The sequence below is a fragment of the Nocardia acididurans genome, from assembly GCF_016741815.1.
Taxonomy (GTDB): domain Bacteria; phylum Actinomycetota; class Actinomycetes; order Mycobacteriales; family Mycobacteriaceae; genus Nocardia; species Nocardia acididurans.
The window spans coordinates 22288-34663 of record NZ_JAERRJ010000003.1 but is presented as its reverse complement, the minus strand read 5'-3'; the positions used below and the strand labels follow the sequence as shown (position 1 = coordinate 34663).

Annotated in this window: 12 protein-coding genes; 5 read left to right on the top strand and 7 right to left on the bottom strand. The window is 66.7% G+C overall.

Annotated features, from left to right (window positions below):
• The first annotated feature begins 69 nt into the window (after window positions 1-69).
• Window positions 70-1515, top strand: coding sequence for a neutral zinc metallopeptidase (locus JK358_RS08300; RefSeq protein WP_201945283.1), 1446 nt, complete (start codon window positions 70-72; stop codon window positions 1513-1515).
• Window positions 1516-1524: 9 nt separating this feature from the next.
• On the opposite strand, the gene JK358_RS08295 is transcribed toward JK358_RS08300, so the two are convergent.
• The 3 genes from JK358_RS08295 to JK358_RS08285 all read right to left on the bottom strand — a co-directional run bounded on the left by JK358_RS08295 (window position 1525) and on the right by JK358_RS08285 (window position 4872).
• Window positions 1525-2364 carry an alpha/beta hydrolase gene (locus JK358_RS08295; protein ID WP_201945282.1) on the bottom strand — a complete coding sequence of 280 codons (840 nt, stop codon included), beginning with the start codon at window positions 2362-2364 and terminating at the stop codon, window positions 1525-1527.
• 84 nt (window positions 2365-2448) lie between these two features.
• The gene (locus JK358_RS08290; protein WP_201945281.1) at window positions 2449-3864 is read right to left on the bottom strand and encodes a M20/M25/M40 family metallo-hydrolase; all 1416 of its coding nucleotides are present in this window, start codon (window positions 3862-3864) and stop codon (window positions 2449-2451) included.
• Window positions 3865-3957: 93 nt separating this feature from the next.
• Entirely contained in the window at window positions 3958-4872 is a 915-nt protein-coding gene (locus tag JK358_RS08285; protein WP_201945280.1) for an oxygenase MpaB family protein, read from the bottom strand.
• 151 nt (window positions 4873-5023) lie between these two features.
• Between JK358_RS08285 and JK358_RS08280 the strand changes: the two genes are divergently transcribed.
• Window positions 5024-5470, top strand: a complete 447-nt coding sequence (locus tag JK358_RS08280; protein ID WP_201945279.1) for a TY-Chap domain-containing protein — start codon at window positions 5024-5026, stop codon at window positions 5468-5470.
• Between the two features lie 4 nt (window positions 5471-5474).
• On the opposite strand, the gene JK358_RS08275 is transcribed toward JK358_RS08280, so the two are convergent.
• Both JK358_RS08275 and JK358_RS08270 read right to left on the bottom strand, forming a co-directional pair.
• Entirely contained in the window at window positions 5475-6443 is a 969-nt protein-coding gene (locus JK358_RS08275; protein ID WP_232851008.1) for a tyrosine-protein phosphatase, read from the bottom strand.
• A 115-nt stretch (window positions 6444-6558) separates the two neighbouring features.
• Window positions 6559-6798: a TetR-like C-terminal domain-containing protein gene (locus tag JK358_RS08270; RefSeq protein ID WP_201946192.1), complete on the bottom strand. Its 240-nt coding sequence runs from the start codon at window positions 6796-6798 to the stop codon at window positions 6559-6561.
• Between the two features lie 91 nt (window positions 6799-6889).
• Between JK358_RS08270 and JK358_RS08265 the strand changes: the two genes are divergently transcribed.
• Window positions 6890-7576 carry an SDR family NAD(P)-dependent oxidoreductase gene (locus tag JK358_RS08265; protein WP_232851007.1) on the top strand — a complete coding sequence of 229 codons (687 nt, stop codon included), beginning with the start codon at window positions 6890-6892 and terminating at the stop codon, window positions 7574-7576.
• A 194-nt stretch (window positions 7577-7770) separates the two neighbouring features.
• Here JK358_RS08265 and glnA read toward each other — a convergent pair whose 3' ends face one another.
• Entirely contained in the window at window positions 7771-9207 is a 1437-nt protein-coding gene (glnA, locus tag JK358_RS08260) for a type I glutamate--ammonia ligase (RefSeq protein ID WP_201945278.1), read from the bottom strand.
• 468 nt (window positions 9208-9675) lie between these two features.
• On the opposite strand from glnA, the gene JK358_RS08255 reads away from it, so the two are divergent.
• Together JK358_RS08255 and JK358_RS08250 are read left to right on the top strand one after the other, a co-directional pair.
• Window positions 9676-10206, top strand: a complete 531-nt coding sequence (locus JK358_RS08255; RefSeq protein WP_201945277.1) for an RDD family protein — start codon at window positions 9676-9678, stop codon at window positions 10204-10206.
• A 143-nt stretch (window positions 10207-10349) separates the two neighbouring features.
• Entirely contained in the window at window positions 10350-11261 is a 912-nt protein-coding gene (locus tag JK358_RS08250; protein WP_201945276.1) for an alpha/beta hydrolase, read from the top strand.
• 160 nt (window positions 11262-11421) lie between these two features.
• Here JK358_RS08250 and JK358_RS08245 read toward each other — a convergent pair whose 3' ends face one another.
• Complete coding sequence (locus JK358_RS08245) at window positions 11422-12291, bottom strand: alpha/beta fold hydrolase (protein WP_201945275.1); 870 nt, start codon at window positions 12289-12291, stop codon at window positions 11422-11424.
• Window positions 12292-12376: the final 85 nt, after the last annotated feature.

Below are 12376 nucleotides of genomic sequence, written 5' to 3'. Positions count from 1 at the left end.
TCGGTAGACGCGGCACGGTGAATTCGCCGTCGCCGATGGCGGTCTCGGACCGGCACTCGGGAGGGCGAGATGCGGAATTCGCGGCTGTGGGCGGCGGTCTCCGCCGCCGTACTGCTGGTCGCCGGGGCGGCGCTCACCGGCTGCGGTGTGGTGAAAATCCCTGGCGACGAGACGGTTTCGAATCGCGCGGACGATCCGTTCGATATCGAGGGCGCCGCCTCGGCCACCGGACCCAACGGTCCGCGCGCGGGCGTGCCCGACGCCGACCTACCGGTCCAGGGCAGTGACGGCGGCGCGGTCGACCAGCTCGTGGTCAACGCGCTCGCCGACCTGCAGGAGTTCTGGACCACCGAGTACCCCAACAGTTTTCCCGGCAGCTTCACCCCGCCCAGCCGCTTCGTCTCATGGGATGCGACCGCACCCCGCCGCCAGGCCGTGGAGTTCTGCCGGGAAACCACCTTCGAACTGGTCAACGCCGCCTACTGCAGCCTGGACGAATCCATCGGCTGGGACCGCGGCGTGCTGCTGCCCGAACTCGAGCAGAAGTTCGGCGCCATCTCCGTGGTGATGGTGATGGCCCACGAGTACGGGCACGTACTGCAGACGCAGGCCCGGCTCAACGGCATCCTCACCCCCACCGTCGTCGCCGAACAGCAGGCCGACTGCTTCGAAGGGGTGTTCCTGCGCCATGTGGCGGAAGGGAATTCGCGGCACTTCACCGTCAACACCACCGACGGGTTGAACAGTGTGCTCGGCGCGACCATCGCCGTGCGCGACCGGGTGGCGGGCGCGTCGGCGGACGAGCACGGCACCGCGTTCGAACGGGTGACGGCCGTGCAGATCGGCTACCAGGACGGCACCGAAGCCTGCGCGCGGATCACCCGCGCCGAGCTCGAGGAACGCCGCGGCACGCTGCCGACCAGCTACCGGATCGGGCTTGACGACAATCAGCTGAACGTGAACCGGCAGACCCTCGATCAGGTGGCCGCCACGCTGGTCACCACCTACCCCCTGCGGCGCGACCCCACCTTCGACTACTCCGGCGTCACCCGCGGCTGCCCGAATGTGACCACCACACAACCGGTTTCGTACTGCCCGTCGGACAATACCGTCGGCATCGACGTGCAGTCGCTGGCCAGACTGGCCCGCGGCGGCGACGAGGACGAACTGCTGTCGTCCATGGTGGCGGGCGACTACAGCGGGTTCGTGCTGTTCGTGTCCCGGTACATGCTTGCGGTGCAACAGGATCGGCAGCTGTCGCTGACCGGCGCGGACACCGCCGGCCTGCGCGCGGCCTGCCTGGCGGGCGCGTACAGCACCAAACTCAGTGTCGGCGTCAACGAGATCTCGCTGTCCTCCGACGATCTCGACGAGGCCGTCTCCGGGCTGCTCGCCGACGGCCTCGCGGCCGCCGACGTGAACGGCGAGGTGGTGCCGAGCGGCTTCGTCCGGCTCGAAGCCTTCAGAACCGGTGTCCTGGACGGTGACTCGGCCTGCTTCGGCACCTACCGATAGCGGCCTCGGTCAGGCGGCGGGGATGTGCGCCTCCAGCCAGTTCACCAGGTCGGTGATCGTCTTGTCCTGCTCGGGCTCGTTGTAGATCTCGTGGTAGAGGCCGTCGTAGCGGATGACGGTCTTGTCCTTCGACGCCGCGAGCTGATCGATGATATCGGTGCCGACGGGGGAGGCCAGGCCGTCGGCGCTGCCGTGCTGCACCAGCAGGGGCACGGTCAGATTCTCCAGGTGCGACAGCACGAAATCACCCGCGCGCAGCATTTCGATGGCGGTGCGGGCGGGGACGCCGCCGTGATACACCAGCGGATCGGTGTCGTAGGCGTGCACCACCTTCGGGTCACGGCTCACCAGACTCGAATCCAGTTTCAGCACAGGCAGTGTCGGCAGATAGCGGCCCACGAACGGTGCGATGACGCGCTGCACCGCATTACCGGCGTCGACCTTGACCGCCGGACCCGAGAGCGCGATCCCGGTGACATCCAGCGGCGCGCGCGTGGCCAGATACGCCGTGACGAGGCCGCCCATACTGTGCCCGATCACGAAGTGCGGCAGTCCGGGATGCCTGTCGGTGGCCAGCTTCAGCAGCGCCGCCACATTGTCGGCCGCCCAGTCCAGCGACTCCACATTCGCGTTCTTCCCGGCCGAGCGGCCATGGCCGACATGGTCGAGCGCGTACGCCGCGATCCCGGCCTCGGTGAGCCGCTGCGCCACATGGGCGTAGCGGCCGGAGTGCTCGGCGTAACCGTGCACGATCACCGCTACCGCGCGCGGTCCCGCCTCGGGCAGCCAGGCCTGCCAGTAGATGCGGCCGCCCGCGCCCTGGAACTCGCCGGTCTCGGTTCGGGTCATCGGTCCTCCATTCGCGTGGGTGCTGCGGCATCGCGGTGCGGGCCGTCGCGGTTCCGGGCCATTGTCGCGCACTATTCGTGCAATTCAGGCGAGACGGGCGATGAGGAGGCGGTTGAAGGTGATCAGCCGGGCATAGTTCACCCGCGAGATGCGCTCGTTGGTGCCGTGAATACGCTCCAGATCCTGCCCGGTCAGGGTGATCGGCGCGAAATTGCAGCGGGTCACCGCCAGATCGTCGTAGTACCGGGAGTCGGTCGCGCCCGGCACGATGCCGACCGTCACCGCGATGCCGGGCGCCACCTCCCGCGCCAGCTCGGAGATCAACTCCACGCCCGGACCGGCCGACGGATTCGGCGTCGGCTCCGAGGTCGTGCCCGCCAGCTCGATGGCAACCCGCTTGTCGCGCACCACCTTCCGGCAGTGCGCCAGCACGCTCGCCACCGAATCACCGGGCAGGATACGGAAATTCACGAAGGCTTCGGCCCGCTGCGGCAGCACGTTCGGCTTCACGCCGCCGTGAATCATGGTGGGGGCGGTCGTGGTTCGCACCAGCGCCTCGGTCTGCGGGCGCTGTGCCAGCACCCGGGCGATGGCGGGCCCGGCCACATTCACCAGCCCGAGCAGGGAGCGTCGCGGTTCGGACATGACATCCCGCAGCCGGGTCACCATATCCACCGTCACCGGCGTCAGGCGCAGCGGGAACGGATGATCCTGCAGCCGCGCCACCGCCCGCGCCAGCCTGCCCACCGCCGTCTGCCTCCCCGGCATGGAGGAGTGCCCGCCCACGTCCACCACCGACAGTCGTACGGTGGCGAAACCCTTCTCGCCCACCATGATCGTGGCCACCGGGCGGTCGACACCGTCGGCCACCCCGGACGTGATCACCCCGCCCTCATCGAGCAGCAGCCCCGCCCGCACACCCCGCTCCCGCAGCCGCGCGGCCATACGCGCCGCGCCCGCGGAGCCGAAGACCTCCTCGTCGTGGCCGAAGGCCAGATAGATGGTGTCGCGCGGCCGAACCCCTTCCGCCAGCGCCGATTCCACCGCCTCCAGGATCGCCAGCACCCGGCTCTTGTCGTCGATGGCGCCGCGGCCCCAGATGAAGTCGCCGTCCACCGCACCCGAGAACGGCGGATGCGTCCACCCGGTCTCGTCGTCGACGGGGACGACATCCATATGCGCCAGCAGGATCGCGGCGACTGCCTCGGTCTCGCCGGTATTCGGCAGGGGGGTACCGGGATCGGCGCCCGCGTGGGGGAGCGACCCGGCCTCGGCCGTGCCGCCCCACCGGTACAACCTGCTGTGGCCGAACGTCTCCCAGGTCAGATGCTTGTGCACCAGCGGGAAGGAATGCTCCAGATGCGTTGCCAGCCGGTCGAATTCGGTGCGGTCGAGCTGCGCCGGATCCTCTCGCGAGATGGTGGCGCAGCGCAGTGCGGCGGCCAGGCGTTCGGCGGTGGCATCGTCCACGCCGGCGGGGGTCGGGGCGATACGGGTCATCGGTCACCGGTCCGGTGCGGGAGGTCGACAGTCACCCTCGCATTGTTCAGCAGATCCGGTGACCGCGTGGCACTCTTCCCGGGTGCGTCCGGGTCAGACCGGGCGCATGGTGATGATCTTGCGCAGCCGCTGCCTGTCCCGTTCCACGCGGCGGGCCTCGAAGGCGATGGGGAAATAGCGGACGCGTTCGGGCAGCATCGGCACGGTGCGGCCGATCACCCAGCCGAGGGCGCGCAGGGTGCGCTCATCCTTGGCGGTCCACTCCAGGCCCAGCTTCTCGCGAATGTTCTGCGGGGTCGTGCCCACGGTGAAGAAGTACTGCAGTCGCCCGACCGGCCTGGTCACCGCACGCCACACCGGATGCAGCGGCGCGGGAACCTGTCTGGGCGGGGTGATGCTGCGGATCACCTTCAGATAGTCGTAGGCGGTGCCGGTGACCTGCAGATGGTTGTCCACCTGGTCGTAGAACCACGGCTCCCACTCGGCGAAGCTGGCCGGAATCTCCTTGGGCGCCACCTGGAAATTGCGCATGAGCTGCACGACCTCCTGGTAGTACGACTCCTTGTCGGCCTCGGTGAGCGGCTTGTCGGAGAAGTACTTGTTGCCCTCGACGAAGGCGAAGACGCCGGTGTGCAGCACCCACGCCCACGGCGCGGACGACAGGGCCTGATGTTTGGTGCCCTGCGCGTCGGTGGTGTTCAGGGTGGCGTGCATCGTGCGCAGGCGATCGGCCTCGGCGAGGGCCTCCTCACCGCCGTACACCCACATCATGACCGAGGCGATACTGCGGGCGGCGCGGCCGAGGGCGTCGGTGCGGAAGGTCGAATGCTCGTCGACGACCGCGGAGATGCTCGGTTCCATGGTCTGCAGCAGGAAGGCGGAGCCGGCGGTGAGGGAGAAGGTGATCAGGCCGGTGTCGTCCCACATGCGGGTTCCGGGTTCGAACGGCCGGCGTTCGGGGCGGGCTGCTCGGGGCGTGTGATCGATCTGCGTGACGGCCGCGGTCATGGTGATCTCCTTTGATCACGGTCCTGCCGGGGTCGCGACAGGATGAGACGATTACGATTGAAGTCTCTCACCATCTCGCGCCGGTGGCAACCGTCACATTGGACGGCGTATGATCGGCGGCGATGAATATCGGGGTCGAAGCGAGACAGCTATGAACTGGGACGCGTTCGTGCAGGCATTGGCCCGATGTCTAGCCGAATTACCCTCCCGCGCAACGCTCGTCATCGCCGCCACCGGTAATCGCTACGTCCAGTTCCAGCAGTTCGACATCAAACTCTCCGCCGAACTCACCGGCAATTACTATCTGCCCCAACCGATTTCGGAATCCGCCGCGCAACGCCTGCGTGATCTCGGTTGGACCGCTCCCGCACTGCACCATGAAATCGAGAACTGGCGCCGCACCCTCACCTGGCCCCTTCCCCCGAACGGCCTGCTCGATCTGGCCCGCTCCGCCGCCCTGGGCCTGCGCGACGCGCTGGGCGTAGCCTCCCCCGAAGATCTGCGTGCGGCAGGCTGGACCGATTTCCGTCGCGCCCTGGACCTTTCGGTCCTCGGCCCGATCGCGAATCGCGACCCAGCCCGCCACACCCTCAATTAACCTGTCACCCAACCAAATTCTTACGCAGCTTCAGAATCGTGCCCGCGTCCAGACCGAGCCCCTTCGTGAGAAACTTCCCGAAATCCCCGTACTTCTCGGTCACCAGCTGCACCGCCACATCCAGATACTCATCGCGCACCTCCTGCAGCGGAATCAGCAGATCCGGATTCTGCATCACCCCCGCCTGCTTCAACTGCTGCCGCAGCGCCGCGTCCGCCGCCGCCCGATAATCATTCGACTTCAAATAGTCGTCCCGCGCAATGGATTCCGGCACTCCCACCGCCCGCAGCGTGATGTAGGAAATCCACCCCGTCCGATCCTTCCCCGCGGTGCAGTGAAAGAGCGTAGCCGTATTGGTATTCGCCAAATCCTTCACGGTCTGCCCGAACTTGCTCAACGAATCACTGGTGAAGAAGCTCTTGTACATATCCCGCATGATCTGCTCGGCCTTCCCGTCCCCCAGCAGCTCCTGCTGCTTCACCGGATCCCGGGACTGAATGGCCGCATACATCTTCCCGAACATCCCATTGTCCTCGATGGCCCGCGACACCAACGGAACCCCATTCGGCAACCGATCCGCCCCCATCGCCTGCACCTCGGCCTGAGTCCGCAAATCCACCACGGTCTGCACCTTCAACCCCGCCAGCTTCTGCACATCCGCATCGGTCAGCTTGGCCAGCGCCTCGGCCCGAATCATCTTCCCGGACTTGGTCTTGGACCCGTCATAAGTCCAATACCCACCCAGATCCCGCACATTGACGGCCCCCTCGAAGGTGATCAACCCCCCGCTCCCCGCGGCGAGTTCGGCGGGTTCGGCCGAAGCGATCGACGGTGCGGTAGCCGCGCCGCCGAGCACCCCGACAACGGCCACCGCCACAGAAATAAGGGAAATCTTCAGTCTTGCAAATGAATTAATTTTCACGGGCGAGACATTATGCCCACCCCGCGAATGAAGGCCCGCTTCTCCTGACAACCGCTACTGACCGAGACAACCGGGCCGCTGACCGAGACCCACCCTGGCTTCGTTCCACGAATTCAACTGCACCGCAAGAATTCTCGCGTGTTTCGAATCAGTATATGCGTTCCAGTCAGGTCAACGCCCCGGCGCGGGCGGCTGCCAGCGTGACCGCCGCAGACTGGTCGGCGGTCCGCTCGTCGACCGGTTCGCCGGTGACGAGCAGTTGGAAGTGGATCGGGGCGGCCAAGGTGCTCAGCACGCGGACAGGATCTGTTCCGGCGGGCAGCTCGCCGCGCTCGACCGCGCGCGTCACCACCGGCTCGGCCCGTCGGCAACGATCGGCGAAGATCTGCCGCCGGGCCGCCGCGATCTCCGGTCAGCGTCGCCGCGTGCACTACTCAGAGTTGCGATAACGAGGGTGGGCCTACCCGAATGTCCGAGAATCCGAGTAGGGGAACGACATGGCACGAAATGCCCGGCCTTTCCAGCACGACTTCCGCATGGATCTCCACGGCCGAACGGCGGTGGTGACCGGAGCGAACAGCGGCATCGGCTACATCACCGCGCGCGAACTCGCCCGCGCCGGTGCCCAGGTGGTGTTGGCCTGCCGTAATCCCAGCCGAGCGCAAGCGGCCTTCGATCGGCTGCGCACCGAAGTCCCTGGCGCACAGGTGGAATCGCGTCGACTGGATTTGGCTGACCTGTCGTCGATTCGGGAATTCGCCCGGCAGTGGGATCGCGGCGGCCTCGATCTGCTGGTCAACAATGCCGGGATCGCGATGGTGCCGTTCGCGCGCACCGCCGACGGTTTCGAATCCCAGTTCGGCGTCAATCACCTCGGCACCTTCGCGCTCACCGGCCTTCTGCTCGAATACCTCGCCGCCGCACCGGAACCGCGGGTGGTCACCGTCAGCAGCGAAGGCCAGCGCTTCGCACGCTTCGACGTCGGCAACCTCGATGCCGAACGCCGCTACCGCACCGCTTTCGCCTACGTCCAGTCCAAACGCGCGAACCTCTACTTCGCGATGGAACTACAGCGCCGCGCCGACGCCTGGGGCCTGCCGCTGCGCAGCATGGCCGTCGCACCCGGCCTGGCCCACACCAATATCCTCACCGGCGGCGCGAACGCGAACCGCGGCCGCCTGTAGCGGGACACCGAAACCGCCACCCGCCTGTGGCAGCTCTCGGAGGAGCTCACCGGCGTCCACTACCGAATGCCCTACCGCACAGCCGATCCGGCGACCCGCTGAAAAAACCTCGGGACTGAAACCCGCAGGAAAGGGGAAAGCCCCCAGCCCGTGCGGGCTGGGGGCTTTCCGGGAGTCGTTGCCGCTCCGACGATTTAGACGTCGAAGTAGAGCTCGAACTCGTAGGGGTGCGGGCGCAGGTTGACCGGGGCGATTTCCTGGGTGCGCTTGATGTCGATCCAGGTCTCGATCAGGTCCTCGGTGAACACGCCACCCTCGGTGAGGTAGTCGTGGTCTTCCTCGAGCTTGTCGATGACCGACGCGAGGGAGGTGGGGGCCTGCGGGATGTTCTTGGCCTCCTCGGGCGGCAGCTCGTAGAGGTCCTTGTCGACCGGAGCCAGCGGCTCGATCTTCTTCTTGATGCCGTCGATGCCGGCCATCAGCATGGCGGCGAAGGCCAGGTACGGGTTGCCCGAGGAGTCCGGCGCGCGGAACTCGATGCGCTTGGCCTTCGGGTTGGAACCGGTGACCGGGATACGCACGGCGGCAGAGCGGTTGCGCTGCGAGTACACCAGGTTGATGGGGGCCTCGTAGCCCGGCACCAGACGGTGGTAGGAGTTCACGGTCGGGTTGGTGAACGCCAGCAGCGACGGGGCGTGGTGCAGGATGCCGCCGATGTAGTGACGCGCCAGATCCGACAGGCCCGCGTAACCGGCCTCGTCGTGGAACAGCGGCTTGCCGTCCTTCCACAGCGACTGGTGGGCGTGCATGCCCGAGCCGTTGTCGCCGAACAGCGGCTTCGGCATGAAGGTAACGGTCTTACCCTCCTGCCACGCGGTGTTCTTCACGATGTACTTGAACAGCTGCAGGTCGTCAGCGGCGCCCAGCAGGGTGTTGAAGCGGTAGTTGATCTCGGCCTGACCGGCGGTGCCGACCTCGTGGTGGCCGCGCTCCAGGTCGAAGCCCGCGTTCTGCAGGTTGGTCGAGATCTTGTCGCGCAGATCCACGTAGTGGTCGTACGGCGCGACGGGGAAGTAACCGCCCTTGTTGCGCACCTTGTAGCCACGGTTCGGGGTGCCGTCGGCGTTGTACTCGGCGCCGGTGTTCCAGGAGCCCGAGATCGAGTCGATCTCGTAGAAGGCACCGTTCATCGCCGAGTCGTAGCGGATCGAGTCGAAGATGTAGAACTCGGCCTCGGCACCGAAGTAGCAGGTGTCGGCGATACCGGTCGAACGCAGGTACTCCTCCGCCTTGCGCGCGATGTTGCGCGGGTCGCGGGAGTAGGCCTCGCGGGTGAACGGGTCGTGCACGAAGAAGTTCAGGTTCAGCGTCTTCGCAGCACGGAAGGGGTCGATCCGAGCGGTGCTGAAATCGGGCAGCAGCAGCATGTCCGACTCGTCGATGGACTGGAAGCCGCGGACGGACGAACCGTCGAACGCCAGGCCCTCTTCGGCGAGATCAGCGGTGAACGCCTTCGCCGGGATCGAGAAGTGCTGCTGCACACCGGGGAGGTCGGTGAAACGTACGTCGACGTATTCGACCTCCTCCTCCTTGATGTACTTGATGACCTCGTCGGCCGTGCTGAACGCCACTTAGTACTCCTTACGGATCGGTTCCCAGCCAGTTGTGACTGCATGGGTTCGTCGCGACCAGACGGTATGGACGCGAAGTTTCCCCGCAATCAAGGCTGTGTTTCGTCAGTGTTACACGTACCGCTGGCCGGGGGTTCGGCGGTGCCCCCGGGTTCGCCCAGTGGCCTGACCGGTGACCGAGTGACGCTCGACCAGCACCGATATCCTGCCATTCACCTGCGCCGGGAGGTCGCTAAGACTCCGAAAAGATAGGGGTCTTACGTGTCGCGGGCCGGTCGCCGTGAGAATCCTCACCGACTGTCCCGCCTCCCCGAATCTTCAGCGCCCGGCTGAGAGCCGCTAACTGTTCGCAACGCGTGCCGACGGTTGGGGCTCGAGTCAATCACGTGGTCCTGACTCGTGCAGGGCGAGTGGTCCCGCGGCGAGGGCCGCGAAACCCGGCCGCGAGCGCCGCCTAAGCTGGAAGCCATGGCACGCATCACCGGCTCCTGGCTGTCCGGACCGAACGCCGAATCCGGCAGTCCCGAACCCGGTGACTACCCCGGCAAGGACCTCGGCCTGCCCAAATCCGGTCCGGGCGCGCTGGCCTCGATGTTCCGGCGCATCATCGCGCTCATGCTCGACTGGTTCATGTCCATCGGCATCGCGGCGCTGATCGTGCGGCCCAATGCCGATGAGCTGCTGGCCAAGATGACCATTCCGGAAGGCACCCAGCCGCCGTCGGGCTTCACGCTGGTAATGGGCTCGCTGTCGACGCCGACCCTGCTGGTGTGGTTCGCGCTCGGCGTCATCTCGGTGACCCTGTTCGGGTTCACGCCCGGCCAGTACTTCCTGCGCATGCGTGTGGGTCGCGTGGACGCGGACGCGCCCGTCGGATTCGTGCGCGCACTGGGCCGTCAGGTCATCCTGCTGTTCGTGATTCCGGCGCTGTTCTCCGACGCCGACGGCCGCGGAATGCACGACCGCGCCACCGGAACGGCCCTCGTCTTTCTTCGCTGATTCTTGGCTGGGGTTCAGTTCATCCGTAGCCAATTCGTTACCCGTTGTTGGTTTACCTCGGTAGTGTGGCGGCGTTCTGCCAGGCCCGCGCCCACCCGGCCCGTGTCGCGGCGAATTGCTGACGTGGTGCCGATGGAGGATCGATGGGTGAGAACACAACCGACGCGCGGAGATTCAGCCGCCGGTCGCTGTTCGCGTCCACGGGTCTGCTGGGCTTGGCGGCCGCCGGTGTCGCGGCCGTGAGCGCGAACGCCGCAGCGGGCGGCGAGGGGGTGCAGCGCACCCTGCAGGCCGGATACCCGCTCGACGGCAAGACCGCCTTCGGGATCGACTCGACCATCCGCTCCGAACGACTGTTCTCGGCCGCGCGCGGACGCGAGGTCAATGTGGTGACCATCCTGCCGCCCACCGTCCCGCACGAGGGCCTGCCCATGTCGCTGCTGCTGCACGGCCTGCACGGCAATGCCCACGAGGCCGCGGTCGGCGGGCTCGCCGACGTGCTGGCGGCCGGGGTCGCCACCCGGTTGGTGCCCGCGTTCGGATTCATCGCCGTCGACGGCGGGGACAACTACTGGCACGAGCACTACAGCGGTGACGACCCGATGCGCATGCTGCTCGACGAGGTGCCGCAGTGGCTGGCCGCGCGACGTCTCGGGGGCGCGGCGGGTGAACCGTTCGCGTGTACCGGGGTATCCATGGGAGGTTTCGGGGCACTCGTGTACTCACGCCGCCGCGCCGAACGCGGGCGCCCCGCCAATGCCATTGCCGCGGTGTCGCCGGGCCTGCTCACCTCGTGGCCGGAGATGAGTAAACGCAACGCGTTCTCCAATCCGGACGAATGGGCTGGGTTGGATCCGCTGCGCAATATCGACAAACTCGGGCCTTCGCCGATCGGTCTGTGGTGCGGCGATCGTGACAAGTTCATCGACGGTGCGCGTCAGTTCATCGGCTCGGCTCGGCCGGAGATCGGACGCATTACGCCGGGGGGTCATACCGAGGAGTATTGGCGCACTATTACTCCGGATGTGGTCGGATTTCTGGGGCGGCACGTGTGATGGTGGGGGTTGGGGGAGACGCGGTGCTGGGTTGTGCTGCGCTTGCCCACCCTGCGCCCCTGGCGCAGACTGCCCAAGCGCCCTCCGGTGTTGCTCTGCGCCCGGTGCTCGCGACACGACCGCCGGGGAGGGGCTGACTCCCCGGCGCCGCGTACCCTGCTCAGTGCAGTACGCGCTCCAGGAAATCCCGGATGTACGAGGCGATTTCGTGGCCGTGTGATTCGAGCGCGAAGTGCCCTGCGTCCAGTAGGTGCAGTTCGGCGTCGGGCAGATCCCGCAGATAGGCCCGCGCTCCGTCGGCCCCGAAGATCTCGTCGTGCTCGCCCCAGGTGATCAGGGTCGGCGGCTGGTGTTCGGCGAAGTACTTCTGGAAGTCCGGGTAGCCGTCGAGGTTGACCTTGTAGTCGGCGAACAGTTCGAGCTGGATCTCCTTGTTGCCGGGCCGGTCCAGGTACGCCTGATCCAGGGTCCAGGTGTCGGGGGAGATCAGCGCCACGCGATCGGCCGGAACACCGTGCAGGTACTGCCATTTCGTGGCGTCGGCCTCGAGCAGCGGGCGCACCTCGTGCTCGTGGGCGGCGCGGTCGTCGGCGTGGTCGAACAGCGGCTTCCAGAACGGGGTGAAGCCCTCCATGTACGCGTTGCCGGACTGGGTGATGAGGGCGGTGACGCGTGCGGGGTTGCGGGAGGCGATGCGCAGTCCGATGGGTGCGCCGTAGTCCTGGATGTAGAGCGCGAATCGTTCGATGCCCAGGGTGTCGAGCAGGTCCAGGGTGATCTCGGTGAGTTTCTCGAAGGTGTACTCGAATTCACCGACCCGGGGCATTGCCGACTGTCCGAAGCCGATGTGGTCGGGGGCGATCACGTGGTAGCGGTCGGCGAGGGCGGGGATCAGATTGCGGAACATCGCGGAGCTGGACGGGAACCCGTGCAGGAGTACGAGTGCGGGGTTCGCGGGATCGCCCGCCGCGCGGTAGAAGACGTCCCGGCCCTGAATCTGCACGGTGTGGTGGCGCACGGTGATGCTCATTGCTTCGTCCTATCGTTCACGCCGGTCCGACTAACCGGCTATCGACATATAGAAGGTTATAAGCATCCGGGTTCATTCCCGCCCG

Excerpts from the sequence above, each read along its gene's own strand:
- JK358_RS08285 (WP_201945280.1), bottom strand. The coding sequence starts at position 4,872 with ATGACCGCGGCCGTCACGCAGATCGATCACACGCCCCGAGCAGCCCGC.
- JK358_RS08300 (WP_201945283.1), top strand. The coding sequence starts at position 70 with ATGCGGAATTCGCGGCTGTGGGCGGCGGTCTCCGCCGCCGTACTGCTG.
- JK358_RS08255 (WP_201945277.1), top strand. The coding sequence starts at position 9,676 with ATGGCACGCATCACCGGCTCCTGGCTGTCCGGACCGAACGCCGAATCC.
- JK358_RS08280 (WP_201945279.1), top strand. The coding sequence starts at position 5,024 with ATGAACTGGGACGCGTTCGTGCAGGCATTGGCCCGATGTCTAGCCGAA.
- JK358_RS08250 (WP_201945276.1), top strand. The coding sequence starts at position 10,350 with ATGGGTGAGAACACAACCGACGCGCGGAGATTCAGCCGCCGGTCGCTG.
- JK358_RS08245 (WP_201945275.1), bottom strand. The coding sequence starts at position 12,291 with ATGAGCATCACCGTGCGCCACCACACCGTGCAGATTCAGGGCCGGGAC.
- JK358_RS08265 (WP_232851007.1), top strand. The coding sequence starts at position 6,890 with ATGGCACGAAATGCCCGGCCTTTCCAGCACGACTTCCGCATGGATCTC.
- JK358_RS08295 (WP_201945282.1), bottom strand. The coding sequence starts at position 2,364 with ATGACCCGAACCGAGACCGGCGAGTTCCAGGGCGCGGGCGGCCGCATC.
- JK358_RS08290 (WP_201945281.1), bottom strand. The coding sequence starts at position 3,864 with ATGACCCGTATCGCCCCGACCCCCGCCGGCGTGGACGATGCCACCGCC.